This is a genomic window from Hyalangium minutum (assembly GCF_000737315.1).
In the GTDB taxonomy this organism is placed as follows: Bacteria; Myxococcota; Myxococcia; order Myxococcales; family Myxococcaceae; genus Hyalangium; species Hyalangium minutum.
In genome coordinates, this window is the sequence record NZ_JMCB01000001.1 from 334,008 (window position 1) to 359,932 (window position 25,925).

Below are 25,925 nucleotides of genomic sequence, written 5' to 3' on the forward strand. Positions count from 1 at the left end.
CCGCGTACCTCCCGCCTGTTGTTACAGCTTCACATTGGGAATGGACAGACAGCGGCTCCCGTCACCGTTGCACACCCGCAGGGTGTGCGGCTCCGTCAGCCGTGCTTCGGATTTCCTCATGGGCATCTCCAGTTCGACCGCCACACGCGTCGAGGCCCCCGAGGAAAGGATGGGTTGGCCCGAGAGCACCGCGCGAGCGCGTCGCGGAGCCCCGCCCGCCACAGGAATCACCTCCGCCCATGCAGGCGACCACGGCTCATCCGCCGTGTTGCTCACCTCGAAGACCATCAAGCTCCAGGTGGCCGCTCCCAACACCTCACACCCTTGCAGGTGAAGTGTGCCGCGCACCTTGCTGCACGCATCATTCAAGTCCTTCCCTTGAATACCGCTCCCGTCCATGCCCCCGGCGAGCATGAAGGCGGCCGGGCTCAGCGCCGCAGGCCGGGCCTTCAACGCCTCCAGTTCCTGACGCTGGGCCTCACACTGTCCTCGCAGGGCGGCCAGCTCCACGCGGCACGCCTCCCCAGACTGTTGAGGCCGAAGGACGTTCACCACCTCATCCCTCTGCCCCGGCTGCCCAGTGAGCAGGAACACGGCGCTGGAAGGAATCCCCTCGCGATAGGTGACGCGCAGCGCGAGCCTCTCGGCGGGCCCTAACGCCACGGCGGGCGAGAGCGTGACGGTACGCTCCCCCACATCCACCACGGAAAAGCGGGCCCGGCCCTCCAGCTCGACTGCCTCACGCACCAGGGGAGCGTCGAGGAGGAGCACGGTCACGATGCCGGGAGCCAGAAAGATCAACGGCGCCTCGCCGGCCTTGCCTGTGAGCACGACGGAGCGCGGAGCAGAGTGTCCCACGGGTGCTGTCTGTGCTGTCGCGGCAAGGCCCACCAGCCACAATGCGAGCGCCAGAGACAATGTGTCGGGTCGGAACAATGGGGAGCCACCTCACGGGTAGGCCCCCACAGTAGCAGATGCGAGCGAACGCTCGCGGGCCGGGATTCGGAAGCACCGGCCACCCAGCGTCACCTACCGTACGCCCATCGATGCGGCTCACGCCGTCTTCACGCCGGCACGCCGGACCTGGATGGTCGTCGGCTCCTCGTCCATGCTCAAGGACTCCCAGGGCGCCAGAGGCTTTGACTCAGTGGAAGGCGGCGTCTCTGCCTCACCGCTCGGCTCCGTGAGTGGGGGAATCGTCTTCCCCATCGACGGATGCGCGCGGGATTTCATCGCGGGGGCCAGCAGCAACAGCGCCAAGGCAAGCTCAAGCGCAGCACCACTTCGTGACGGCCCGGACGGAACGCACCAAGAGCTCTCGGCAGGACTGAGCGGGTTGTGATGCCGCCTGCGCGCAGCATCGGCGTACTCCCTCTGGCTACTCAACGGCGGGGGGGCCGTCTGGATAATGCCTGTAACCACGCTGCAAGAGGAAACAGACATGAACACGATCAAGAAGGGGAGCCCGGCGCACCCAGCGAAGCTGCCGAGCCCTAGCAAGCCAACACCTGCCAAGCCGCATCAGGCGCCCAAGGGCGCGCCGCCCCCTGCTCCACCGGCCAAGGCCCGGACTCCTGTCCAGGGTGACAGATTCGAGGCCCCAGGGCCTCAAGTGCGCGCCGACAAGAAAGGGAAGACGATCGTGGATCTCGGCTCTGGCAACAACCACGCGACCGTTCGCCAGCAGAAGGACGGCGGGTTGACGATCACCTCGGACGGCAAGACGGTGAAGCTCACCGCGCAGCAAGCTCAGAACATGGTCATCAATGGAGGCGCTGGCAACGACACCATCGTCGCGGACAAGAGCGTCAAGAAGGGGCTGCGCATCAATGGCGGCAGCGGCAATGACACGATTGTCGGTGGCAAGGGCAACGACCGGCTTTCGGGGGGCAAGGGCCATGACGTCCTGAAAGGCGGTCTGGGCAAAGACACGCTCTCCGGCGGCAGCGGCAAAGACAGGCTCTCCGGCGGCAGCGGCAATGACAAGCTCGTGGGCGGACAGGGCAAAGACACGCTCTCCGGCGGCAGCGGCCGTGACGTCCTGAACGGTGGCCAAGGCAACGATCGGCTCTCCGGCGGCAGTGGCAACGACACGCTCATCGGAGGGAAGGGCCACGATCGGCTCTCTGGCGACAGCGGACATGACGTCCTGAGAGGCGACCGGGGCAACGACAGGCTCTCCGGCGGCAGTGGCAACGACACGCTCATCGGGGGCCAGGGTAACAGTCTGCTCTCCGGCGGCAGCGGCAACGACACACTCATCGGGGGGCAGGGCACCAATCGGCTCTTCGGCGACAGCGGCGACGACGTGCTCATCGGCGGCCAAGGCAACAACACGCTCTCTGGTGGCGACGGCAACGACGTGCTCCTTGGGGGCCAGGGTAACAATCTGCTCTCCGGCGGCAGTGGCAACGACACGCTCATCGGGGGGCAGGGCACCAATCGGCTCTTCGGCGACAGCGGCGACGACGTGCTCATCGGCGGTCAGGGCAACAACACGCTCTCTGGTGGCGACGGCAACGACGTGCTCCTTGGAGGCCAGGGTAACAATCTGCTCTCCGGCGACAGCGGCGACGACGTGCTCCTCGGCGGCCAAGGCCACGACACACTCTCCGGCGGCGATGGCAACGACGTGCTCCTCGGCGGCCAAGGCGACGACACGCTCTCTGGCGGCAGTGGCGACGACGTGCTCCTCGGCGGCCGGGGCAACGACACGCTCTCCGGCGGCGATGGCAACGACGTGCTCCTCGGCGGCCGGGGCAACGACACGCTCTCCGGCGACAGCGGACATGACGTACTCGTGGGTGGCCGAGGCAACGACACACTCTCCGGCGGCGATGGCAACGACGTGCTCCTGGGCGGTCGAGGCAACGACCGGCTCTCCGGCGGCAGCGGACATGACGTCCTCGCAGGCGGCCGAGGCAACGACGCACTCTCTGGCGGCGATGGCAACGACGTGCTCCTGGGCGGCCGAGGCAACGACACGCTCTCCGGCGGCAACGGCCATGACGTGCTTGTGGGTGGCCGAGGCAACGCCCGGCGCGCATAGAGGGATAGGGGCCCAGTTGAGGAGGAGGGAGGGCGCAGAGGAGCCGAAGAGGGCCGGCGACGGGGCCGCCCGAGTGATGCTGCCGGCCGGGGGACAGGCCGCGCAGCCCCCTTGGGGTACACGCCTGACCAGGCCGTGCTCCCATCAGGGCCGCAAGCGCGCCCGCTTCATTGCGTCTATGCTGAGACGAGCCCCTGGAGAAACCCAAGATGCAAAGTCCCAGCCCCGGCGAGACGCCTCAGCGCTCACAGGCAGACCGTCCCCCCCGCCTCCCACCGGGCATCGGCTTGTTCCGGCGCGCGTTGCGAGTGACGGAGCGGCTGTCACCTTCGCTTGCGGCAGAGTTCGCCCGGTTTCTGTTCTTCAAGCCCATGTCCTCGAGAGTCCGTGCCGAGGAACAGGCCGTGCTCACGGCCGGGCAGCGGTTCCATATCCCTGTCGAAGGAGGACGGGTGGCTGCCTGGAGCTGGGGGCAAGGCCCCGCAGTCCTGCTGTGCCATGGATGGGGCGGACACTCCGGCCAGATGGTGGCGCTCGTGCAGCCGCTCGTCTCCAGCGGTCACCGGGTGATCGCGGTGGACATGCCTGGACATGGCCAGTCCCAGGGCCAGCTCTCCAGCGTGCTCCACTTCGCGTGGGCCATCCGCGCGGCCGCGGACACGTGCGGCGGGTTTGCGGGCGTGGCTGCGCACTCTCTGGGCGCGGCCAGCACCGTCATCGCGTGCGCAGAGGGGCTCCGAGTACCGCGTCTCGTCTTCTTCGCACCGCCGCTGGACTTTCAGGGCTTCTGGACCCGGTTTTGCGAGATGCTGGATGTAAGCCCAGCACTGTGGGCACGTATGCGCGAACTCTCCGAGCGGCGCACAGGCATCTCCTTCGATCAGCTCCTCCCGAAGACCCACGCCGCCAGGATGGAGGCGGATCTCCTCATCTTCCATGACGAGAGTGACCGGGAGATTCCGCTCGCCCAGGGAGAGGCGCTCGCACAGCTGTGGCGCGGTGCGGGGTTCGTGCGGACCCAAGGGCTGGGGCACCTGCGTCTCCTGAAGGATCCCGGCGTGGTGCAGCGCGCGGCGGACTTCCTGGCGGGAGCCGCTGCTCGCCCTGGAGGCGAGACGGCCGCGTGAGCGTGGCAGCCTGATCATCCGCCCAGGCCCGCAGCCTGTTGCGCTGGAGCCCCGGGCGCCCGCATCATGGGCGGTTGCCGCGTTCCGCCGAGAGGGTCCGATGACACAACAGTCCGCCACCGCCAGCCTCCCGTTGCGGCCCAATCAGCGCCTGGGGCACATCCCCGGCGTGTCGGGTGTGCCCTTCCTGGGGGACACCCTCGAGTTCTTGAAGGACCCCGTCCACTACAAGCTGCGCATGCATGAGCGCTTCGGGCCCGTGTTCCGGACCAGCATCCTCGGCGACCGCAGCCTCATCCTCGTCGGCCCCGAGCTGGCCGAGGAGGTCCTCCTGGACAAGGAGCGCAACTTCTCCAGCCAGTACGGCTGGCACCGGCTGATCGGCGACACCTTCAAGAACGGATTGATGCTGCGGGACTTCGACGACCACCACACCCACCGCCGCATCATGAACGCCGCTTTCAAACCAGAGCCCATGCGCGCCTACGTCGAGGCGCTCAACCGTCATATCGAGCAGGGCATCGCCAGCTGGCACCGCCAGCCGGACTTCCGGTTCTACCCAGCCGTCAAGGCGCTCACCCTCACCTCGTCCGCGAAGACCTTCCTGGGGTTGGACCTGGCCTCGGAGATGGACACCCTCAACAAGGCCTTCATGGCGATGCTCGACGGCGCGACGGCGCTGCTGCGCTACCCGGTGCCGGGCACCCGGACGTGGTACGCCCAGCGGGGCCGCCGCACGCTGGAGGACTTCTTCCGCTCGCTCATCCCCCAGCGCCGCCAGGGCAACGGGACCGACCTGTTCTCGCAGTGCTGCCGCGCCACCAGCGAAGAGGGCGAGGTCTTCAGCGATACCGACCTCGTCGACCACATGATCTTCCTCTTGATGGCGTCGCACGACACCACCACCAGCGTCCTCTCCAACGTGGCCTTCGGTCTCGCCAATCACCCGGAGTGGCAGGAGCGGATCCGCGCCCAGGTGATGGCCCTGGGCAATGAGCTCTCCTACGACGAGCTGGGGAGCCTGTCCGATGCGGATCTGGTGATGAAGGAGGTGCTGCGGCTGTATCCCCCGGTGATCGGGCTCCCGCGCCGTGTCATCCGGGAGTGCACGCTCGTGGGCCTCCAGATCCCCGCCAACACCAACATCTGGGTCAGCGTCGACGCGAACCACCGGCTCCCGAAATGGTGGAAGGATCCCGAGACCTTCGATCCAGGGCGCTTCTCGACTGAGCGTGCGGAGCATCAGCAGCACCGGTTCCTGTGGATGCCCTTCGGGGGCGGTGCCCACCGGTGCATCGGCATGAAGTTCGCCGAGCTCAACGTGAAGGCGTACCTCTTCCAGCTGCTGCGCCGGTACCGGCTGAAGCTGAGGGATGGCTACGTGCCGCTGGTGGACAAGTTCCCGTTCCCGAAGCCAGCCGAAGGGCTCCCGATGAAGCTCGAGCTCCTGGAGGGTGAGCCCCGCAGGGCCGCTTCCGCCTAGTGGAGGAAGGGGCCCAGGCCCTGTCCGGTGGCTACAGAAGCCCGAGCCGCTTCAGCTCCTGGGTGACCTGATCCTCGCTCATCCCCTCGACCTCGGCGGTGATCTTCTGCTGGCGCTCATCCACGAGCTCCTTGATGCGCGCCGCCAGCACCGCCACCGTCGATCCCTGAAAGAACTCGGGGAGCCGCATGTCGATGTTGTAGTGCTGGTTGATGCGGTACAGGACACGGGTCGCCAAGAGGCTCTGGCCGCCCAGCTCGAAGAACTCCGCCTGCCGGTGGGTGGCCGGCACTTCCAGCACCTCACTGAACCATGCCGCGACGCGAATCTCGTCGCCGGTGCTCAGCGCCTCCTGAGGCCCCGTGGGAGCGGTGCCTGCGGAGCTCCTCTGCGCCAGCGCGGTTCGATCCACTTTGCCGTTCAAGGTCATGGGCATCCGCTCCAGGTGCTCGATGTGCGGGATCATGTAGGAAGGCAGGTGCTTGCGCAGGTGGGCGAGGACCGTGCCCGTGGGAACCGGCTCGCCACTGGAGACGAGGAAGGCCACGAGGCGGCTGCGCTCGGCTTCACCCTGCACGGCCACCACGGCCTCGGCGATGCCAGGCACCTCGGCCAGCCTTGCTTCCACCTCGCCGGGCTCGATGCGGTGTCCGCGCACCTTGACCTGATGGTCCTGGCGCCCGAGGAACAGCAGCTCACCGTCGTGCCGTTGCCGGACCCGATCTCCCGTTCGATAGCACCGCTCCTGAGTGACTCCGAGCTCATCGATGCCCAGCGTCGGGAAGCGCTGCGCCGTGAGATCCTCGCGGCCGATGTAGCCTTGCGCGACGCCATCCCCCGCGATGTAGAGCTCTCCCTCCACGCCGAGCGGAACGGGGCGCTGGTCCTCGTCCAGCACGTACAGCCGTGTGTTCTCGATGGGCTGGCCGAGCGTCACGCGCTGCTGGCCGTTGCCGAAGTACCTTCTGCTGGACCAGATGGTGGTCTCGGTAGGCCCGTACAGGTTCCACAGCGCCGCGGACTTTGGCATGAGCACCCGGGCGAGCTCGTCGCTGAGCGCCTCGCCGCCACACAGCACCTTCAGCCCGGGGCTGCCTGTCCATCCATACTGGAGCAGCATGCGCCAGGTGGAGGGGGTGCCTTGCATCACCGTGATGCCGTCCGCCTCGAGGTAGCTCAGGAGTGCTTGTGCATCGCTCTGCTCCTCACGGGTGGCCACCCGTACCGTGGCGCCCACGGTCAGGGGCAGCAACAGCTCCAGGAGCGAGATGTCGAAGCTCAGCGAGGTGACGGCGAGCAGCCTGTCACTATGCTGCATCCCTGGGGCGCGGGCCATGGCCCGCAGCAGGTTGACCAGGTTGTGGTGGCGCACGGCCACCCCCTTCGGCTGACCGGTAGACCCCGAGGTGAACATCACATACGCCACGTCCTCGCCGCGGTTGGGGTGGGGAGGGAAAGGCTCGGTCTGGGGGATGCCATCGTAGACGACGCGCACCGCCCCGCCAGGCACCTCCACCTCACCGGTGTCCGTCACCACGTGGCGGGTGCCGGAGGCCTCGATCATGTAGCCGAGCCGGTTGCTGGGGAAGGCCGGGTCCAGCGGGACGAAGCCCGCGCCCGCCAGGAGGCTCCCGAGGATCGCCTCCACCATGCCCACGCTGCGCTCCATCTTGATGCCCACGAGGGAGCCCGGCCGGACACCTGCCTCGCAAAGACGGGCCGCGAAGCTCCCGGCATTCCGCAGGAGCTCGCCGTAGGTCCGGGAGTGGGGTCCGGACACCACCGCGATCTTGTCCGGCGAGCGCTGCGCCTGCCGCGCGATCAGCGCGTCCGCGCCGCCGGCCTCGTCCCACTGCTGGGCGGTGGCGTTCCACTCATTGCGGATACGTTGGACGGTGGAGGGGGCCAGCCGGGGGGCGTCCCGGAGAGGAAGGCTGGGGTGTGCAATGAGCCAGGGCACGAGCTGCAGCCACCGCTCCGAGAAGAGGCGGACGGTCTCCTCCTCGAAGAGGCGGGTGTTGTAGACGAAGAAGCTGGTGATCGCGCCCTGGCCGTCGCCGCCGGAGTAGTAATACTCCAGGTCGAACTGGCACTTCTTCGCATCGAGGTAGCGCTGCCGCAACGGCAGGCCGCGCTCCTCCACGTCAGCGGCGGGGATCTGTCCGAACAGGACCTGGAACACCGGGTTCCGGCTGGTGTCGCGCTCCAGCGCCAGGGACTCCACGATGCGATCGAAGGACAGGGAGGCATGTCCGAGCGCCTCGCGCAGCGTCCGGCCCACTTGGCTGATGAGCTGGACGAAGCTCATTCCCGGATCCGTCTCGAGCCGCAGCACGAGGGTCGTCATCAAGCATCCGACGATGTCCTGCGCTTCCCGCGTCTCACGAGCGGCATAAGGGATGCCAGCCATGAGGTCCCGCTGCCGCGAGTGCTGATGCAGGAACACCCCGAAGGCCGCGAGCAGGACCGTGAACACGGAGGTGCTGTTTTCCCGGGCGAAGCGCCTCAGGCCCTCCGATATCGCCTCGTCGAGGTCCGCGCGGACCTGGCCCCCGTCGTAGGTGAGGTGGCGTGGCCGCTCCTGATCGTAGGGCAGCGAGAGGACCGGCGGGTTGGCCAGCCGCTGGCGCCAGTAGCGCAGCTCCTCGGCCAGCGTCTCGGGGTTCCTCAGACGCTCCGCGCGGAGGAAGGACACGATGGACGGTGCGGTTCCAGGCAGCTCCTCCCCGGCGTAGAGCAGCCCGAGGTCGCGCATCATCTGCCGGATCGACCACCCGTCTCCGATCAGGTGATGGAGTGACAGGCCGAGTTGCTGGCTGCCGTCGGGCGCGCGGAACAGGAAGACCTTGAACAAGGGAGCCTTGTCCATGCGGAACGGCCGGACCAGGTGCGTGCGAACCATGTCCTCGCGTGCACGCGGCTCGTGCGGCAGGAGGACCGTCTCGACCGGGATGTTGATCCGCGCCTCGAACATCTGGATGGGGATGCCCTCCAGACTGGGGAAGCTGGCGCGCAGCGCCAGATGCCGGGAAGCCAGCGCCTCGAAGGCTTGCTGCAGCCGGTGCGGATCAGTGCCGGCGGGTACGTCGAAGAGAAAGGGAATGGTGTAAGCCGTGGACTCGGGGGCGTACTGCGAGATGAACCAGATGCGCTTCTGCACGCCGCTGAGCCACGCGGCGTGCCGATCGCCCAGCAGCTCGAGGATCCGCGCCTTGTTCGTGGAGAGGAAGGACCGCTCGCCGTCCGAGAGCTTCCCCGACACCTTCTTGAAGCCGAGACGGCCACCGTCTACCCACAGCTCGACGCCAGAGTTGATCAACTGACCGAGCGAACCCTCGAACTCAGACATACCCGTCCTCCCCCTCGTCAGCAGCGGCTGTCTCTGCGGGCACTCCGAGGGAGATGAGCTCCGTCAGCCGCCCGGCAGCCTGCTGGATCGTCAGCTCCTCCAGGGGAACGTCCATGGGGATCTTCACGCTGAAGCGAACCTCCAGCGCGTTTCGCAGATCGAGCGCCACGAGTGAGTCGACACCCAGCTCGTACAAAGTGTGCTGTGGCGAGATGCGCTCCCGGTCGATCCGCAGTGTCGCCGCCAGGGCCGCGCTCAGCGCCTCTTCCACCTCCGGGGTCTCCCGGGTCTCCGCGGTTCCGCCGGGGGCAGGTGCACGCACGGGGGTTGCCGTGGCTGTGGCGGTGGGCTTCGGGCTCGTCTTGGAAGCCGTACACACGCTGGTGATGACCTGCTGCCCGAGCCGGTCGGCTCCTTCTCCCGCGACCGAGCGCGCCGACTGGAACCTGCGCTGGCCGAGCATCTGGCGCCAGGAGTCGAAGGAGAGCCCCGGTGAACCCGGGATGCGGACCTCCGGATCACGGAAGCGCCACCAGCCGTCGAGGAGGCCGAAGGTCAACGTGGTGAAGGGCGACGCCGAGCAGATCTCGTTCAGCACCAGCACGCCGCCCGCCGTCATCAGCGTTGCCACGTGCTCGAGGGTCCGGCGGATGTCCGTGGTGGCGTGAAGCACGTTGGAGGCAATGACCACGTCGTAGTGGCTGATCGGGACCTCACGCTGGGCGGCCGGATCGCGCTCGATGTCCAGCAAGGCCCAGGACAGATAGGATGCGCGTTCGGCGAAGCGCTCGGCGAAGTTCCGGAACCCGAGGGACACGTCCGTGTAGGTATAGGAGATGCGGCCCGCGTGCGGCGCGAGGCGATCGATGATGCCCGCGGTCGTTCCGCCCGTGCCCGCTCCGATCTCGAGCAGGTGGACGGTCCCGCCGTCCGGGAGCTGAGCGAGCCTGGCAAGCACGGCTTTCTCGACAGCCTCCGCAGTGCGTGCGTTGAAGAAGTCCGCGATGGGGTTGCCGCGATAGACGTTCTCGACGAGGCTCATCGCGCCATCGGGGAACAGGACATGCGTGGCGGGGAGCTCGCCCCGCAGGACCGGGCTCAGGTGGCTGAGGCACCGTTGCAGCAGGTCGAGCGCTGCATTGGCCGGACCTGGCTGCGCAGCTGCGGGCTGCCCCACCAGCCGGATGGCGCCGCCCGTCTCCTCGACGTGACCTGCGGCGCGCAGAATGTCCAGCACCGCCGTGAGGAGGCGCTCATACTTCGGCTGCACGCCGAGCCGTGTGGCCAGCTCGCCCGAGGAGATGGGCTCTCTGAGGCCGAGCTCCGACAATGCCAGGAAGGTCCGCTGGACGATCAGCTGACGTTGGATCCGCTCCTGCTCAGCGTACAGGGCTGTGAGGGCGGCGGTCTCGGTGGGGCGCTCAGCCAAGGTCTCGACGGGGTTCTTCCACGAGCGCGGCTGCTCGAACGCCCAGTAGCGGTGGTCCTCGAAGGGGTAGGACGGAAGGCCCATCCTCAGCGGGCGCCCATAGGGATACAGCAGAGCCCAGTCAACCTCGGTGCCCTGGACCCAACGCCGGCACCACACCTCGGGAGCGTCCTCGAGGCGTGGAGGGGACTCTGGAGAGGCCGGTGGCGCACCCGCGTTTCCGTGCACGGCGAGCGGCCCCGGTTTGCCGGCCAACCAGCCCGAGAGCACGTCAATGACATCCGCGATGCTCTGGACGGGGCTGGCGAGACGTGCGGGGAGCGGCTCACGGCCCACCTGCAGGGTGTAGATCAGCGACAGAAGGCCGCCCTCATCGTGGGGAGAGAGGCCGATCGGGCGTGGTGCGCGGCCCTCGAGCAGGGACAGGAGGTCGCGGCACCGCGCGCGGAGGGTCACATCGTTTGCCGCCGACAGCACGAGACAGTGCGCACGGTGGCCAGTGCCAGGCGTGGCCTGCGGGCCGCTGGCCTCGGCAGGAGGATCTCCCAACACCACGTGGGCGTTCACGCCTCCGAACCCGAAAGAACTCACGCCGGCCACTCGGTCTCCAGCGGGCCACTGCACGGGCTTGCCGATCAAGAAGAGCGGCGAGCCATCGAGCCGCAGGCGCGAGTTCGGCTTCTCGAACCCCTGCAGCCCCACCCTCTTGCCATGGCCCAGGCAGAGCAGGACCTTCACCACGCCTGCGATACCCGCCGCGGCCTCCAGGTGGCCGAGGTGCGTCTTGACCGCTCCAAGGCCTACGGAGCCAGGCGCGAGCTCTACACCGTGCTCACGCGCCAGAGCGGAGAGCGCCCTTTTCAGGCCCGCGATCTCGATCGGGTCCCCAAGCGGCGTACCTGTGCCGTGGGTCTCCACATAGGACACCCGGTCTGGTGGGATGCCGGCGTCCCGGAAGGCCTCTGCGATGACGGAAGACTGCGAATAGGGATTGGGAGAAGTCACCGTGGGGGCGGCCCCTCCGTGGTTCATCGCGGATCCGTACACGGTCCCGTAGATGCGATCCCCGTCTGCTCGCGCCTGCGCCAGCGGCTTGAGCAGGAGCATCGCAGCGCCCTCACCGCGCACGTATCCGTCGGCGCCTTCATCGAAGGTCCGGCACCGCCCCCGAGGCGACAGCATGCCGGCCCGCGAGAAGCAGATCCCCGGCGCGGGGATGAGGTTGAGGTTGACCCCGCCCACGAGCGCCTGCTCGCACTCACCCAGGCGGATGTCCCGCACCGCTCTGTGGAGCGCCACCAGGGAGCTGGAGCACGCGGTGTCGATGGCGAGGCTCGGCCCCTTGAAGTTGAAGAAGTAGGAGATGCGGCTGGTGACGAACGAGGCGGCGGCGCCCAGCGCCGTGTAGCCCTCGGCCGGGCTGCTGGAGGCCTCCAGCAGCGGCCTCCAGTCCTGGCTGGAGGCACCGACGTAGACACCCACCGCCTTCCCGCGCAGGCTGGACGGTGTGTGGGCGGCATCCTCCAGGCACGCCCAGGCCAGCTCCAGCATGATCCGGTGGTGCGGATCCATCCAGCCGGCTTCGCGGCCGGTGATGTGGAAGAAGGGCGCGTCGAACCGGTCCACGTCGTCCAGATACGAGCCGGGCTGCGAACCGTTCTCGGACTCGATGCTGCGGACAGTGCTCCAGTACCAGCGCTCCGCGGGCGTGAGCCTGATGAGGTCCGTCTCGTTCAAGAGGTTGGCCCAGAACGCATGTTGGTCCGGGGCCGACGGGAACCGGCAGGCGAGGCCCACGATGGCGATGGCGCCATCCGTGCCTCGGGGTCGCGTCACTTGGCCACCGCGCGCGTGGTGATCTCGCGGATGAGCTCACCAATCATGCCCATCTCGGGCTGCTTGCCGGTGACGAAGACCTTGCCGGGCACATCCACGAAGTGCACCTTCCGCTGGTTCGTCTGAACGGTGCACAGGTGCGTGGCGTACGGCGAGTCCTGCTGGATCTCCTTGTGGTACTGCGCCTCCTCACCCGCGGCGATGACCTCAATGACGCCGCGGTACAGGGCCGGCTTGTACGCCAGCATGGCCTCCAGGCCCGCGTTGTACACGTTGACGCGGTGGCGGAAGAGAAGCTCCTCCTGATCCGTCTTGAGGTAGCCGTGCTTGCGCAGGAGATCCAGGAAGACGTCGATCTGGATCGAGTCGTCCTTGCTCAGGACCTCCTCGATCGGGAAGCCCTCCATGGAGTTACCGAGAAACTCGTCGAACACGAACATGAAGTCCTGGACGACGCGCTTGCGGGGGGACTCCAGGTGGGCCAGCTCCGTCCACTGGCGAGGGAAGAGCGGGAGGAAGTCGAGGCAGAGGGCAACCTGCTTGCCGCGGTCCTGCAGCTGCTTACAGATCTCGTAACAGACGAGGCCTCCGTTGCAGAAGCCGCCAATGTAGTAGGGGCCCTCTGGCTGGATCTCGAGGATCCGCTTCACGTCGAAGGCGGCGATCTCCTCGATGGTCCGGTAGGGCTGCTGCTCGCCCTCCAGGCCTGGAGTCTGGCACCCGTACATGGACCAGTCCTCTGGGAGGTACGGCAGGTAGTTGCGGAGGTAGTTCACAGTGCCATCAGTGGCAGGGCAGAAGAACAGGATGGGCGCTCCTGGTGCTCCCTGGCGCAGCAGCACCATGGTGTCTGTCTTCTTCGGGTTCGGCTTGAACTTGAGGTAGTGCTCCAGGAGCATCGCCTTCTTCTGCTCAGTGGACAGGCTCTGGTTCTGCTCTGCGGTCATGCTTCCTCCGTTGGCCACTCTGCTGACGGCGCAAACGTCGGCCATCATACTATGGCGATGCGGATCACGCTGATCGGCGCGGTGTGCCACGCCTGCTTTCAGAGAACCTGTGACGGCGGGTCGTTACCGACCATGCATGCGTGGCCAAGAGGCACGAGCGGGCGGATCCGTCCGCGAAGGCTTGTGCCTGATCACGACAACGGGTGAGAGACCTTCCAGGTCTGACGGCGTGCTGGAGCACGCCCTCCAAGCCGGGAGAGCGGCTACAGTCCGCGCCATGGAGACGAACGGGCCGGTTCCCTGCACCGTGAAGGAGTTCCAACCGCAGCGCGGCTTCGGGACGCTCGTCCTGGAGGACGGCCGGGAGCTACCGTTCGACATCTCGGTGTCTTGGAAGCGCGAGCTCTCCGCAGGGACACGGTGCCTGGCCACGCTAGCGGCCCGGCCCACGGGGCTCCGGGTGGTGCTGCTCCAGCCCGAGCCTCCCCCCGGCATCACGCTGGAGGAAGGCATCGCGCAGTTCCACGCCTGGGGGCTTCTCACCGAGTGGGACGCACGGACGTGCCGCGAGCGACTGCCCTCGCTGCCCCTGCGTGGCGCCACGGAGCTCACCGGCGGCAGGCCGCGGCCTCCAGGGCCTCCGCCCACGGAGCTGAGCCCCGACGACGCGGCGGTGCTACTGCTCGACTACTACGGCGAGGGCTTGTCGGCGCGAGCCCGGGCGGACCGCACCTTCTTCATACCCTCGGTGGACACCCACTCCCGCTACGCCAAGGCGCTGGGCGAGGGGCTGCTCGTCCTCATCGGCGAGCCCGGCTTCCTCACCCTCAAGCTCAAGAGCGCGCACACCGGCGTCATCGTAGACCGCTCGGGCCAGAAGCACGACGTGCGGGTGGGGCACGGCGACACCGTTGTCCTCGTCGTCAACCGGCTGCTGGAGGCCGAGGGCGCCCCAGGCCGCCTCCACCAGAAGAAGCTCTTCGGGACGCCGTGGCTCACGTTCCGCGAACAGTCACGGCGGCCCACCGGAGTCGTCGCCGCGCTCCTCACGTGAGGTGGATCTCCTCGTAGCGATGGGCGCGGGCATCGACCGACCCGTGGCGCTCGGCGCCGGTTGTGACCGACGCCCTAACACGTCACCGCCTCGCCTGACATGTCACTGACACGCCACAATCCTGGCTGCCGCCCATTCCTCCGAGTGCCTTCACAGGAAAGACGGCCGCTCACAGATGGCATGTGGCCTGCAGACGCTCTCCCGCCGCACGGCAGGTGCACACGAGAACGGGAGAAATACATATGCGCTTCATCGTTGGACTGATTGTCGCGGTAGGTCTGCTGGGTTGTGGCGGGGAGGAGCTGGACAGCTTCGACGGGCTCGAGCTCGAGAGCATTGGGAGTGTGAGCGATGAGATCGTCGGAGGTTCTATATCCCCTGCGGGGGAGGCCCCCTGGCAGGTGTCCCTGAGGAGGAGCTCTCATTTCTGTGGTGGCGCGATCCTCAACTCGAGGACGGTGCTCACAGCCGCGCACTGCGTGGCCGGGGCGTCTCCTTCAAGCATCTCGGTCCGCTATAACAGCCTGCAGCACGCGAGCGGGGGAACGCTCGTTGCGGTCCAATCGATCGTCTCGCATCCTTCCTACAGCTCGAGCACCATCAACAACGATATCGCGATCCTTCGCCTCGCCTCTGCTCTGACCTTGGGGCAAACCCAAGCACGGGCCATCCCACTGCCCTCTCAGGGCTCGGAGCCCTCAGCGGGTCAGCAGGCACTGGTCTCCGGTTGGGGAACGACCTCGGAAGGTGGAAGTCTGTCTGCCGCTCTGCGGAGCGTGACGGTTCCCATCGTCTCGCGCGCGGACGCGCAGGCGGCCTACGGCAGCGCGTCCATCACGACCAACATGATCGCCGCAGGAGTGCCACAGGGAGGCAAGGATGCCTGCCAGGGAGACAGCGGGGGCCCCTTGGTAGTCAATGGAGTGCTCGTGGGGATCACGAGCTGGGGCATCGGCTGTGCGCGGGCGGGCTATCCGGGCATCTACACCCGCGTGGGCAACTACATCACTTGGATCAATAGCAACATGTAAAGGTGCCCACGGCCGGGGCCCCCACCCTGCCGCCGATGCCCCCTGCCGTGGTCAAATGGGGACGCCATGTCCATGGTGTCCACACAGATGGCTCCCGCCGCGCCCGCCTCCCTGCCCATGGAGGCGGATCCCAGCGGATTCACCGAGCGCGCCCCTGCTCTCGTCTCGCTGCTGCCGGACGAAGCTCTCTCTCTTGCGCTGGCCCAAGGTGACGCCTTTGCCGTCCACGCCGCGCTCACCGCCCGGCTGGCGCGCGAAGCGGCCGGCGCTGCGCGGGACACCCTTCGCGAGCTGCTCGCCCACCGGGCCCTGTTCGTCGTGGCCGAGCGGCCGCCCTCGCTCCACTCCTTTCTAGGCACGGGACTCGCACTGACCGGCCTGCCCCCGGCCCCGCAGCAGGAGACGCCGTTCATCGCCCGCCGCGCCGTCTGCCTCTTCGGAGTGCCGATCTGGCCGCTGGGGGAGCACATGGCCCGTCGTGGCCGGGACGGACAGCTCGAGGTGCTCGGGCGCGTGGCAGGTGCGTCGGGTTCTCGGACCGCGCGCTGGAGGGGCCTCCTCGCGATAGGGAGCGTGCTCCTCGCGGGCACGGGCCTTGCCGTGGCGCCGTTCTTCGAACGGGAGGTGCAGCTCGTCAATGGCCTCTCCCGCCCCGTGGAGGTGCGCCTGAACGAGCGGCTCATCACACTCCAGCCAGGAGAGATCGCGAAGCAGGAGCTCTTCGGGCTGGGCTCTCCTCACCACGTGGAGGCCAGGTGGGTGGGGGCCCAGACACCCTTCGAGGTGCTCTCGCTGGAGTCGACCCAGCGCGCTGTCTACAACGTCCTGGGCGCCGCCACGCTCGAGGTCGGCCATTCGTCGGCCCCCCGCGGCACTCACCGCCTGGAGGGCCGCACCGGGAGCCTCGAGCCCCAGGACGAGATGCTCTTGCAAGGGAGCTGGGAGCGCACGGTGCGCGACCTCGCGGATGCGGGGAAGTGGCGCCAGGCCGCGGAGCTGGCGCGGGCCATCTTCCTGGCGGATCCCTCCGCGATGCAGGCCGGCGAGCAGGCCGCGCTCCTCCTGGTGAACCACAGCCCGGTCCAGGCGCTCGGGTTCGCCCGGGAGCTTCAGCGGACCTTCCAGGCGGATCCCGTCATCGGCCGCCTGGCCCAGGACATCTTCCTCGCCCTGGGCGAGCGCTCGGAAGCGTTCACGCTGTACAACACCCTGGTCCAGACGGATCCGGAGTCCGTCCAGAAGGCCCTGATGGCCGTCCGGGTGGCCCCTCCGGAGCAGCAGCGCACGCGGTACGCCCAGGTCCTGGACCGCTTCCCCGACTCCCCCGAAGCCCTGCGCGCGGTCGCCCGCGTCCGCCTCGCGGATGGCTACGCGAAGGAAGCGCTGAACCTGCTCGAGCGTGCACAGGCCCAGGGACCCGAGTCCCTGGAGGATCTGGAGCTGCGCGTGCGCACCCTGGGCTCTGTCAAGAGGTTCAAGGATGCCTCCGCGGCAGTGCGCGAGTTCGCGAAGGATCCGAGCCGCCGCACCTGGGAGCTGCTCCTCCTCGCCGGCCGGCTCGCACGGATCGCAGGGCCCTCGCGCACGCAGTACATCTCGAGAGATCTCATCCCTCCCGCGCTCACCGGCTCTCCGGAGCACATGGTGACCTTCGTCCTCCTCACGGGGGAGAGCTCCGCGACGGAGCAGGACGTGAAGGCAGTCCAGGAGGCGGGAGCCCGCGACGCCTTGGAGCTCACCCGCACCGTCTTCAAGGACTGGGACAAGGCGGTGCAGATGGCCTCGACGCTCTCGGACAAGGCCTTGAGCCGCCTGGACCCAGAGACCGCCGCGCTGCTGGCGCTGGAGCTCTCACACAGCAAGGGGCCCTCGAGCGCGGACCCTCTCTTCAACTCGAGCCTCTCGCTCATGGCCGCCCGGAAGCCGCTCGAGGCCTACGTGCTCACAGGCGAGGTGAAGCCGGACTTCCCCTGGCTCCCACCGGGCCTGCAGGCCGCCGCGCACCTCGTCCGCGCGCGCGTCGTCCCAGACAACCGCTTCGTGGAGCAAGCCTATGCGCGATGGGCTGACGTCCTCGGCGGCATGGCCCGCCGCGCGCTCGACGCGAAGTACGAGGAGCCCTCCCCACAGCTACCCCCCAGCCCCCCTCGCTTCGACCGGCGCTTCGTCCACTTCACCCTCTTCGGGCTTGCCCAAGAGCGGGCGGCAGCGGCGAAGAAGGCGGCGGAAGAGGCGGAGCTTGCGCGCCTGCCGCAAGCGCCAAAGCCAGAGGGGGACCGCATCCCCCGGCCCTGGCCCGCGCCATAAGAGCGCAGCCCGGCTGGCAGAAAGGGTCCTCGCGCAAACAGTTTTGAAAGCGCTACCATTTTATCCTTGACTCAGACCCGCAAAACATTCAAATACCGTAAATCACCATAGGGCTAGATTCCGGGGACATCTACCCAGCCATCCTGGTGCGCTGCGTCGCAGAGGGGACTGGATGGGGTGAACGTCGGCCTGCCTCAGGTTGCACATCATTGATGCTCGCAGCCCGACGCCTGTTGCGAACGCCTCTTCAGGCGTGATGACACACTTTACCCATTGTCTCATCCAGGCAGGATTTATGCTCTATCTCAAACACTCCAGACGCATCCTCCATGCCGCATGTGCAAGTCTATTCCTCACGAGCGCGTGCAGCCCAGCAGGGGGTTCTCCTGACGGGCAAGACATTGCGCCGCCGGGAGGGAGGCTCTCCACGCAAAGCGCGTCATTGGCCTCGACCCTCCTCTCCGCGGGCAAGCCTGCCTCCGCCAGCAGCAACAACTCTCCTTACACCGCGAGCAACCTCACCGACGGCAACCAGAACTCCTATTGGGAGTCGACCAATGGGGCTTTCCCCCAGTGGGCGCAGATCGACCTGGGCTCGGCCGCGACCGTCGAGGACCTCGTCTTGCGGCTCCCGGCGGGCTGGGGTTCTCGTAACCAAACCCTCTCCGTCCAGTCCTCCACCGACGGCTCCTCATTCACCACCCTCGTGGCGAGCGCGTCCTATGCGTTCAATCCGTCCACGAGCAACACCGTGACGATCGACGTCCCGGACACGTCCGCGCGCTACGTGCGCGTCACCATCACCGCCAACACGGGCTGGAGCGCCGGCCAGCTCTCCGAGCTCGAGGTCCGCGGCACCACCACCACCACCCCGCCGACCGACCCGCCTCCGCCCACCGGCAGCAACCTCGCCCTCGGCAAGCCCATCACGGGCTCCTCGACGGAGTATTTGTTCGTAGCCACCAACGCCAACGACAACAGCACGGACACGTACTGGGAGGGCGCGGGAGGCCAGTACCCGAGCCACCTGACCGTCTCGCTCGGCACGAGCGTGGACCTCTCGGGCGTCGTCCTCAAGCTTCCGCCGGCCTCCGCCTGGGCGACTCGCACCCAGACCTTCGAGATCCAGGGCCGCAGCCAAGCCAGCGGCTCCTTCACCACGCTCAAGGCCTCCGCGGCGTACACGTTCAACCCCGCGACGGGGAACACGGTCACCGTGCCCGTCACCGGCACCGCCGCCGACGTCCGCGTCGTCTTCACGGGCAACACCGGCTCCGGGAACGGCCAGGCCGCCGAGTTCCAGATCTACGGCAGCCCCACGGCAAACCCCGACCTCACGGTCACTGCGGTCACCGCCACTCCCAGCTCGCCGATCGAGTCCGACTCGATCACGCTGACGGCCACGGTGAAGAACATCGGCACCCGGACGTCGGCGGCGACGACTGCCGCCCTCACCGTTGACGGCACACGGCTCGCCACAGCCAGCGTTGCCAGCCTCGCGGCGGGTGCGACCACGACCGTGTCGGCGTCGATCGGCAAGAAGACCGCCGGGTCCTACACCATCGGTGCCATCGCGGATCCCGACGGCACGGTCGTCGAGCAGAACGAGAGCAACAACGCGTTCAGCAACCCGACCAAGCTCACGGTGTCGGAGGCTCCCGGGCCCGACTTGCAGGTGCTGAGCATCAGCTCGAACCCCGCGAACCCGGCCGTCGGGGCACCGGTGACGTTCAGCGCGGAGGTGAAGAACCGCGGGACCACGGCGACCGGGGTGGCCACGGTCACCCGTATCGTGGTGGGCACCAGCACGCTCAACGCCAGCACCCCGGCCATCGCCGCCGGCGCGACCGTCTCCGTGACGACCAGCGGCAGCTGGACCGCCACGAGCGGGGGAGCCACGGTCACTGCCACCGCCGATGCAACCAGCGTCGTCGCCGAGACGCGCGAGGACAACAACACCTTCTCGCAGTCGATCGTGGTCGGGCGCGGGGCGGCGGTCCCCTGGGTCTCCTACGAGGCCGAGGCCGGCCGCTACCAAGGCACCCTGCTGGAGACGGACGCCCTGCGGACGTTCGGGCATACCAACTTCGCCACCGAGTCCTCGGGCCGCAAGTCCGTGCGCCTGAACAGCACCGGCCAGTACGTCGAGTTCACCTCGACCAACTCCACGAACTCGATCGTCGTGCGCAACTCCATCCCCGACGCACCGGGCGGGGGCGGCCAGAGCGCCACGATCAGCCTGTACGCCAATGGCACCTTCGTGCAGAAGCTCACGCTCTCTTCGAAGCACAGCTGGCTGTACGGGAACACCGACGGCCCGGAGGCACTGACCAACTCGCCCCAGGCCGACGCGCGGAGGCTGTTCGACGAGTCGCAGGCGCTGCTCGCGCAGACCTACCCGGCCGGGACCGTCTTCCGCCTGCAGCGAGACGCGACGGACACGGCCACGTACTACATCATCGACGTGATCGATCTCGAGCAGGTGGCCCCGCCGCTGAGCAAGCCCTCCGAGTGCACCTCGATCACGAACTACGGCGCGGTGCCGAACGACGGCATTGAAGACACGGATGCCCTCCAGCGGGCGGTGACGGACAACCAGAACGGCGTCATCAGCTGCGTGTGGATCCCCGCGGGGCAGTGGCGGCAGGAGAAGAAGATCCTCACCGACGACCCGCTGAACCGCGGGATGTACAACCAGGTGGGCATCCGGAACGTGACGATCCGCGGCGCGGGCATGTGGCACTCCCAGCTCTACGCCACGATCGAGCCGCAGAACCAACCGACCAGCATCAACCACCCCCACGAGGGGAACTTCGGCTTCGACATCGACGACAACGTGAAGATCTCCGACATCGCGATCTTCGGCTCCGGCCGCATCCGGGGCGGCGACGGCAACGCCGAGGGAGGCGTCGCCCTGAATGGCCGGTTCGGCAGGAACACGCGGATCACCAACGTGTGGATCGAGCACGCCAACGTGGCGGTCTGGGTGGGCCGTGACTACGACAACATCCCCGATCTGTGGGGCCCGGCGGACGGGCTGCAGTTCAGTGGCATGCGCATCCGCAACACCTATGCGGACGGCATCAACTTCAGCAACGGCACGCGGAACTCGCAGGTGTTCAACTCGTCGTTCCGCACCACCGGTGACGACTCCCTGGCGGTCTGGGCCAACCCCTACGTCAAGAATCCCTCGGTGGACATCGCCCACGACAACCACTTCGTCAACAACACGGTCCAGCTGCCCTGGCGGGCGAACGGCATCGCGATCTACGGCGGCTACGGCAACACGATCGAGAGCAACCTCATCTACGACACGATGAACTACCCGGGCATCATGCTGGCGACCGACCACAGCCCCCTGCCCTTCTCGGGGACGACGCTGATCGCCAACAACGGGCTGTACCGGACCGGTGGCGCGTTCTGGAACGAGGACCAGGAGTTCGGGGCGATCACGCTGTTCCCGTCGACGTCGGACATCTCCGGCGTCACCATCCGGGACACGGACATCTACGACTCGACCTACGACGGCATCCAGTTCAAGAACGGCGGCGGCAACATGCCGAACGTCGTGATCAGCAACGTGCGGATCAGCAACTCGCTCAACGGTGCCGGCATCCTGGCCATGAGCGGCGCTCGCGGCAGCACGACCCTGACGAACACCACCATCACCGGCTCGGCCGACGGCAACATCGTCAAAGAGCCGGGGTCACAGTTCGTCATCAACGGCCCGTAGTCGCACCGGGCCACTCTGCCTCCCGTAGCCCGTGGGCCCCAGGTTCTCCGGAACCTGGGGCCTTTTTCGTGCGCCCTGTGCTATCTGCGGCCGGTCCGCTTCACTCGAGGGAGCCCTGCCCCATGTCACACGTCGACCCGAACCTTCGCCGCGAAATCTTCGGCTGGCACAGCCACCGCCTGGGCATGGACATGCCCGTCGTCCGCTATGGCCACTGGGGCCCGGCGCTGCTGCTCTTCCCCACCGCGGGCGGAGACTTCCTCGAGGCCGAGCGCATGGGCCTCATCCAGGCGGTGGCCCACCACCTCTTCTCGGGCCGCGTGCAGATCTTCAGCATCGACAGCATCAACAACCACGCCTGGCTCAACCACGGCGTGCCCATCCACGAGAAGGCGCGCCGCCAGGTGCTCTACTCCGAGTACATCGCGGACGAGGTCGTCCCGCACATTCGCGGGGTGCTGCAGAACGGCTCGGCGCGCATTGGCGCTACGGGGGCGAGCTTCGGCGCCTTCCACGCGGCCAACGCCTTCTTCCGGAGGCCGGACCTCTTCGACACGCTGCTGGCGATGGGCGGCATCTACGACTTGCAGCCGCAGTTCCTGCACGGCTTCTGGAACGACGACGTCTACTACAACAACCCCGCCTCCTACGTGCCCAACCTGTCGGAGGGGCACGCCATGGATCTGCTGCGCCACCACAGCCGCATCCACCTGGTGTCCAGCCGAGGCCAGTGGGAGCACCCGCACCTCACCGAGCACTTCAGCCACCTGCTGCACCAGCGCGGCATCCCTCACACCCTCGACATCTGGGGGCATGACATGCCGCACGACTGGCAGACCTGGCACCGGCAGCTCGACTACTACCTCTCCGAGCGCTGGGGCTGACCCGAGGCGCGAAGGACACGCCAGGCTCAGGGCACCCAGTGCGCCCGGCGGCGGAGCCAGGACTCTCCGCCGCGCCCATCGCGCACCACGGCCCAGAAGATGACGTCCTGCGCGCTGCCACCCTCCTCGGGAGGTTCCCACTCCGTGCGGTGGCGCCCCACCTGGCCGCCGAAGTCCGCGCCCCCCGTCTGCTGCACCGAGAACTCGCCGAACGTGGCGTGCCAGGACACCTTCCACGCCTCCGTGAGGGACACCGCCTGCGCACGCAGGCCCGGCACCACATAGGGCTCCTGCAGCGCCGTCACGTCCTCGGTGGCCAGCACGAAGGGCCCACTGCCACGGAGCTCCGGCACCGCGTCCTCCGCCCACGGCGCGTCCTCGAGCTTCAGGCCGGGCAGCACCGGGTTGACGTTGGCGGCCATCCCCTCGACCACCGGGCACCAGAAGACCATCAGCTTCTGCGCGTACACCTCCTCGTCGCCCGCCCGGACATGGAGCACCAGCGGCATGCGCAGCCCGCCCAGTCCCTTGTACGGATCCTTCTCCAGCACCCGCCTCAAGAGCGGCGTGCCGTCTTCCGCCTGGGTGTCTCCGGGGCGCAGGGAGAGCGACAGCTCGCTCTCGGTCGTGGAGCCCTGCGCCAGCTGAACGCGGTTGGCGGTGTCCGAGCACGTGTAGTCCTTCGAGTCCGCGCACGCCCACACCTCGTACTGGAGGGAGCGGCCCTGGCCCTGGGGATCCGCCAGCAGGGCGCTGAAATTCACCGGAACGCGCAGCGAGTCCAGCGCCTCGTCCGTGAGCTCGCAGATGGGCGCCACCAGCTCCGGCGGATCCGTGGCGAGCCCGAGCACGCGAAAGTCATGCACCCGATCCGGCCTGTCCTGGGGATCCACACAGGCCACGGCACCCAGCGCGAGCACCAGGCCCCAGCACTTCACATCGGCCTTCATGTCAGAAGCTTCCTTTCATGCCAACGATGGGGAGCAGCGGGAGGCCCGGCAGCGCGTACTGCTCGCGGTAGCGGTAGTCGTCGAGGACGAACTCGACGTTCTCCCGGTTGTAGAGGTTCTGCACATCCAGGTACGCAGTGAGCGTCCAGCTCTGGAACTGCCAGCTCTTGTCCACGCGCACATCGAGCTGGTGGAAGCTGTCCGCGCGCGCGGAGAAGTACGGGCCCCGCGTGGGCTCGAAGGTGTTGCCGTCCGAGAGGTAGATGTCGTAGCCGTGCGAGATCGGCGTCACCGGCCGGCCACTGGTGAAGCGGAAGCGCCCGCCCAGCTCCCAGCCGTCGCCCAGCACATAGCCGGCCACCACGGTGAGGATGTGCGTCTGGTCCCACTGGCTCAGGCCGTAGGCGTTCTCGGTGGTGGACTCGCCGAAGCCGCCGCCATTGACGGCGGGCAGTGGCCCTGCGCGCCCATCCTCGGCGCGGCTGAAGGTGTACGACAGCCAGCCGTGCACCTTGTCAGAGGAGGAGGCGCGCTCCTTCTTCACCATCAGCTCCACGCCCAGGGCCTTGCCGACGCCGTCGTTGCTGTAGCGCTCCTGGATGACGCCGCCCCCGTCGAGGGAGAGGAGCTGCCCTGGCGCCACCACGTTCTTGAAGCGGCGGTTGAAGAAGCCCGTCACATCCACGCTCAGCGCGTCCGTGAGGCGGTGCTCCGCTCCGAGGCTGGTCTGGAAGGCGCGCTGGTAGAGGAGCTTCGGGTTTCCGTAGGGCAGCGTGATGAACTGGTACGTCTCCGGGGCCTGGCTGTAGAGACCCGCCGAGCCCTTGAGGGTGGTCCGCTCACTGGCCGAGTACCGGAGCCACAGCCGCGGATCCAGGGCCAGGTTTCTCGCGCCTCTCGAACGCTGGAGGTTGCCGCGCACGCCCGGGGTGAGGGTGAAGGCGCCCAGCTTGTAGTCCGCCTCCACGAACAGCCCGCCGTCGAAGCCGTTGATGCTGAGCTCCTCGCGCAGCAGCTCCGCCTCGGGCTCGGCCCCGGGGAAGGGCACGTACTCGGTGCCCCCGGGCGCGGGGACCTGCACCTCCACGAGAAAGTGCTCGAAGTACACATCCAGGCCCGTGCGCAGGGTGAGCGAGGAGGACAGCTCCATCGACAGCGTCTGGCGCGCGCCCAGGGAGTAGAGGGTGGTGTCCTGCTGGAAGCTGCCGAACTCCAGGCTGCCCTTGTCCAAGCCCACGTAGGGCGTGAAGACGGAGGTGAGGTTGCCCTTCCGGTACGTCCAGTCGCCCTTGACGCGGTGGAAATGGGAGTGCGTGCCAAGCTTCAGGTCCCGATCTTGCTCCTCGCCGGAGGACACGAGGGTGAGCTGATCGTCCGCGCCGAAGGCCATGATGTGGCCGGTGCTGCGCGCGGCTCCGGCCACGGGGGCCTCCTTGGAGCGTTCGCCGAAGTCCACACGGAACTGGTAGTCCCAGTAGCGCGGCACTACCGACAGCGTGCTCCCCTCCTCCTTGGGGAGCACGAGGGGCAACAGCGCGTCGAGGTAGGAGCGCCGGGCCGAGGCGGCCACGCTGATCCCGTCCGTGAGGGGGGCCTCAATGAAGAAGCCCGCATCCATCGCATCCACCTTCACCGAGCCGTGCAGCGTGTCGCTGGCGCCCTTGCGCGTGGCCACGTCCACCACGCCGCCCACCGCGCGGCCATACTGGCTGCCATAGCCGCCCGGGTAGAAATCGAGCGAGTCGATGAACTCGGCGTTGACCACCGAGGGGCCGGCCCCCAGGTGAAACAAGAGGGGGATGCGCACTCCGTCCATCAGTGTCGCGCTCTGACCCGGGTTGGAGCCGCGCACCAGCAGCTCGCCCGAGATGAAGGGAGCGCGCGCCACGCCCGGCAGCGCCTGGATGACGCGGATGGGATCGCCAAAGGTGCCCGGCGTCTTCTGCGCCTCCTCGCGAGACACCGTGCGGCGCACCACCTCCTTCTTGGGCCGCTCCGAGCGCACCACCGTCTCGAAGGCGCCGCCGGTGGGCACCAGGTAGAAGACGATCTCCGTCGTCTCGTTGGGCTTCAGCTGCTCCGTCGTCTGGTAGCGCTGGAAGTTCGAGGCCACCACGCGCACCGCGCACTCGCCCGGCTCGACCTGAAGGGTGAAGTGGCCCTCCTCGTCCGAGAGCGCCTCGGGCGCCTCGGGGTCATCTCCGCAGCGCACGGTGGCCCCCGGCACACGCGAGCGGCTGCCTCGGGAGATGAGCGTTCCGGTGAGCGTCGCCAGAGGCTTCTGCACCTGCTCGGGCGCGGCGTCTGGGGCGGCCTCGGCGGTCGCGGAGAGGGTGAAGTGGTAGACGTACTCTACCTGCACCGGGGCCGGGACTCCGTCCACCTCCGCGGGAGAGAACTGGAAGGCGCGCACCGCCTCGAGCGCGGCCTCGTCGAAGCCGTGGCCCACCGGCTCGGCGAGCTGCGCGTCGGAGACGGTACCGTCTTCGGCGATGGTGATGATGAGCCGCACGTCGGCGGTGAGCCCCTGGGCGGCGGCCTCGGGCGGGTACTTCGCCTCCACGGGCTTCACCAGGACCGGAGCCTTGGTGAGCTGTGCGGCGGGCTTCGGTGTCTCCGCGGCGGAAGCCGGCGAAGGGTTCTGCTCCTGGGCGAGCGAAGACGCACCCATCAGGAGCGAGGCTGCGATGAGCGCAGCCCTCGTCTTCAGGTTCGAGGACATAACTGGAGAGGGAGATGAACGGGT

At 67.9% G+C, this 25,925-nt stretch carries 15 protein-coding genes; 8 read left to right on the top strand and 7 right to left on the bottom strand.

What is annotated here, in order from left to right; translation table 11 throughout:
• Positions 1-21 precede the first annotated feature (21 nt).
• Together DB31_RS01210 and DB31_RS47715 are read right to left on the bottom strand one after the other, a co-directional pair.
• Positions 22-936: a DUF2381 family protein gene (locus DB31_RS01210; protein WP_044180836.1), complete on the bottom strand. Its 915-nt coding sequence runs from the start codon at positions 934-936 to the stop codon at positions 22-24.
• A gap of 117 nt (positions 937-1,053) precedes the next feature.
• Positions 1,054-1,260, bottom strand: a complete 207-nt coding sequence (locus tag DB31_RS47715; RefSeq protein ID WP_083967949.1) for a hypothetical protein — start codon at positions 1,258-1,260, stop codon at positions 1,054-1,056.
• A 181-nt stretch (positions 1,261-1,441) separates the two neighbouring features.
• Here DB31_RS47715 and DB31_RS51140 point away from each other — a divergent pair, with 181 nt between their 5' ends.
• The 3 genes from DB31_RS51140 (at position 1,442) to DB31_RS01230 (ending at position 5,659) form a co-directional block, all read left to right on the top strand.
• On the top strand, positions 1,442-3,049 hold the full coding sequence (locus DB31_RS51140) for a calcium-binding protein (RefSeq protein ID WP_169786996.1): 1,608 nt from the start codon (positions 1,442-1,444) through the stop codon (positions 3,047-3,049).
• 209 nt (positions 3,050-3,258) lie between these two features.
• Positions 3,259-4,176 (top strand): alpha/beta hydrolase, encoded by a 918-nt coding sequence (locus DB31_RS01225; RefSeq protein WP_075305808.1) that lies wholly within the window; start codon positions 3,259-3,261, stop codon positions 4,174-4,176.
• A 100-nt stretch (positions 4,177-4,276) separates the two neighbouring features.
• The gene (locus DB31_RS01230) at positions 4,277-5,659 is read left to right on the top strand and encodes a cytochrome P450 (RefSeq protein ID WP_044180844.1); all 1,383 of its coding nucleotides are present in this window, start codon (positions 4,277-4,279) and stop codon (positions 5,657-5,659) included.
• Between the two features lie 31 nt (positions 5,660-5,690).
• On the opposite strand, the gene DB31_RS01235 is transcribed toward DB31_RS01230, so the two are convergent.
• Genes DB31_RS01235 through DB31_RS01245 form a run of 3 tightly spaced genes read right to left on the bottom strand, consistent with a single transcriptional unit; the run spans position 5,691 to position 13,220 of the window.
• Positions 5,691-9,008: a non-ribosomal peptide synthetase gene (locus DB31_RS01235; RefSeq protein ID WP_052419629.1), complete on the bottom strand. Its 3,318-nt coding sequence runs from the start codon at positions 9,006-9,008 to the stop codon at positions 5,691-5,693.
• The gene (locus DB31_RS01240) at positions 9,001-12,273 is read right to left on the bottom strand and encodes a beta-ketoacyl synthase N-terminal-like domain-containing protein (RefSeq protein WP_044180847.1); all 3,273 of its coding nucleotides are present in this window, start codon (positions 12,271-12,273) and stop codon (positions 9,001-9,003) included. Before DB31_RS01240 ends, DB31_RS01235 begins: the two co-directional genes overlap by 8 nt.
• The gene (locus DB31_RS01245; protein WP_044180850.1) at positions 12,270-13,220 is read right to left on the bottom strand and encodes a thioesterase domain-containing protein; all 951 of its coding nucleotides are present in this window, start codon (positions 13,218-13,220) and stop codon (positions 12,270-12,272) included. Before DB31_RS01245 ends, DB31_RS01240 begins: the two co-directional genes overlap by 4 nt.
• Positions 13,221-13,497: 277 nt before the next feature.
• Between DB31_RS01245 and DB31_RS01250 the strand changes: the two genes are divergently transcribed.
• The 5 genes from DB31_RS01250 to DB31_RS01270 all read left to right on the top strand — a co-directional run bounded on the left by DB31_RS01250 (position 13,498) and on the right by DB31_RS01270 (position 22,229).
• A complete protein-coding gene (locus tag DB31_RS01250) occupies positions 13,498-14,274 on the top strand; it encodes a hypothetical protein (RefSeq protein WP_044180853.1) in 777 nt (258 codons plus the stop codon).
• Positions 14,275-14,516: 242 nt separating this feature from the next.
• Positions 14,517-15,305 carry a serine protease gene (locus DB31_RS01255; protein ID WP_052419630.1) on the top strand — a complete coding sequence of 263 codons (789 nt, stop codon included), beginning with the start codon at positions 14,517-14,519 and terminating at the stop codon, positions 15,303-15,305.
• Between the two features lie 66 nt (positions 15,306-15,371).
• Positions 15,372-17,612, top strand: coding sequence for a tetratricopeptide repeat protein (locus tag DB31_RS01260; protein ID WP_044180856.1), 2,241 nt, complete (start codon positions 15,372-15,374; stop codon positions 17,610-17,612).
• 442 nt (positions 17,613-18,054) lie between these two features.
• A complete protein-coding gene (locus tag DB31_RS01265; protein ID WP_240486467.1) occupies positions 18,055-21,345 on the top strand; it encodes a CARDB domain-containing protein in 3,291 nt (1,096 codons plus the stop codon).
• 122 nt (positions 21,346-21,467) lie between these two features.
• Positions 21,468-22,229, top strand: a complete 762-nt coding sequence (locus DB31_RS01270) for an esterase family protein (RefSeq protein ID WP_044180859.1) — start codon at positions 21,468-21,470, stop codon at positions 22,227-22,229.
• A 26-nt stretch (positions 22,230-22,255) separates the two neighbouring features.
• On the opposite strand, the gene DB31_RS01275 is transcribed toward DB31_RS01270, so the two are convergent.
• Positions 22,256-23,179, bottom strand: coding sequence for a hypothetical protein (locus DB31_RS01275; RefSeq protein WP_044180861.1), 924 nt, complete (start codon positions 23,177-23,179; stop codon positions 22,256-22,258).
• 1 nt (position 23,180) lies between these two features.
• On the bottom strand, positions 23,181-25,901 hold the full coding sequence (locus tag DB31_RS01280; protein WP_044180863.1) for a TonB family protein: 2,721 nt from the start codon (positions 25,899-25,901) through the stop codon (positions 23,181-23,183).
• Between the last annotated feature and the right edge of the window lie 24 nt (positions 25,902-25,925).

What these genes read in the sequence shown, in the direction of transcription:
- DB31_RS51140 (WP_169786996.1), top strand. Translation starts at nt 1,442, where the DNA reads ATGAACACGATCAAGAAGGGGAGCCCGGCGCACCCAGCGAAGCTGCCG.
- DB31_RS01225 (WP_075305808.1), top strand. Translation starts at nt 3,259, where the DNA reads ATGCAAAGTCCCAGCCCCGGCGAGACGCCTCAGCGCTCACAGGCAGAC.
- DB31_RS01230 (WP_044180844.1), top strand. Translation starts at nt 4,277, where the DNA reads ATGACACAACAGTCCGCCACCGCCAGCCTCCCGTTGCGGCCCAATCAG.
- DB31_RS01235 (WP_052419629.1), bottom strand. Translation starts at nt 9,008, where the DNA reads ATGTCTGAGTTCGAGGGTTCGCTCGGTCAGTTGATCAACTCTGGCGTC.
- DB31_RS01245 (WP_044180850.1), bottom strand. Translation starts at nt 13,220, where the DNA reads ATGACCGCAGAGCAGAACCAGAGCCTGTCCACTGAGCAGAAGAAGGCG.
- DB31_RS01250 (WP_044180853.1), top strand. Translation starts at nt 13,498, where the DNA reads ATGGAGACGAACGGGCCGGTTCCCTGCACCGTGAAGGAGTTCCAACCG.
- DB31_RS01255 (WP_052419630.1), top strand. Translation starts at nt 14,517, where the DNA reads ATGCGCTTCATCGTTGGACTGATTGTCGCGGTAGGTCTGCTGGGTTGT.
- DB31_RS01260 (WP_044180856.1), top strand. Translation starts at nt 15,372, where the DNA reads ATGTCCATGGTGTCCACACAGATGGCTCCCGCCGCGCCCGCCTCCCTG.
- DB31_RS01270 (WP_044180859.1), top strand. Translation starts at nt 21,468, where the DNA reads ATGTCACACGTCGACCCGAACCTTCGCCGCGAAATCTTCGGCTGGCAC.
- DB31_RS01275 (WP_044180861.1), bottom strand. Translation starts at nt 23,179, where the DNA reads ATGAAGGCCGATGTGAAGTGCTGGGGCCTGGTGCTCGCGCTGGGTGCC.
- DB31_RS01280 (WP_044180863.1), bottom strand. Translation starts at nt 25,901, where the DNA reads ATGTCCTCGAACCTGAAGACGAGGGCTGCGCTCATCGCAGCCTCGCTC.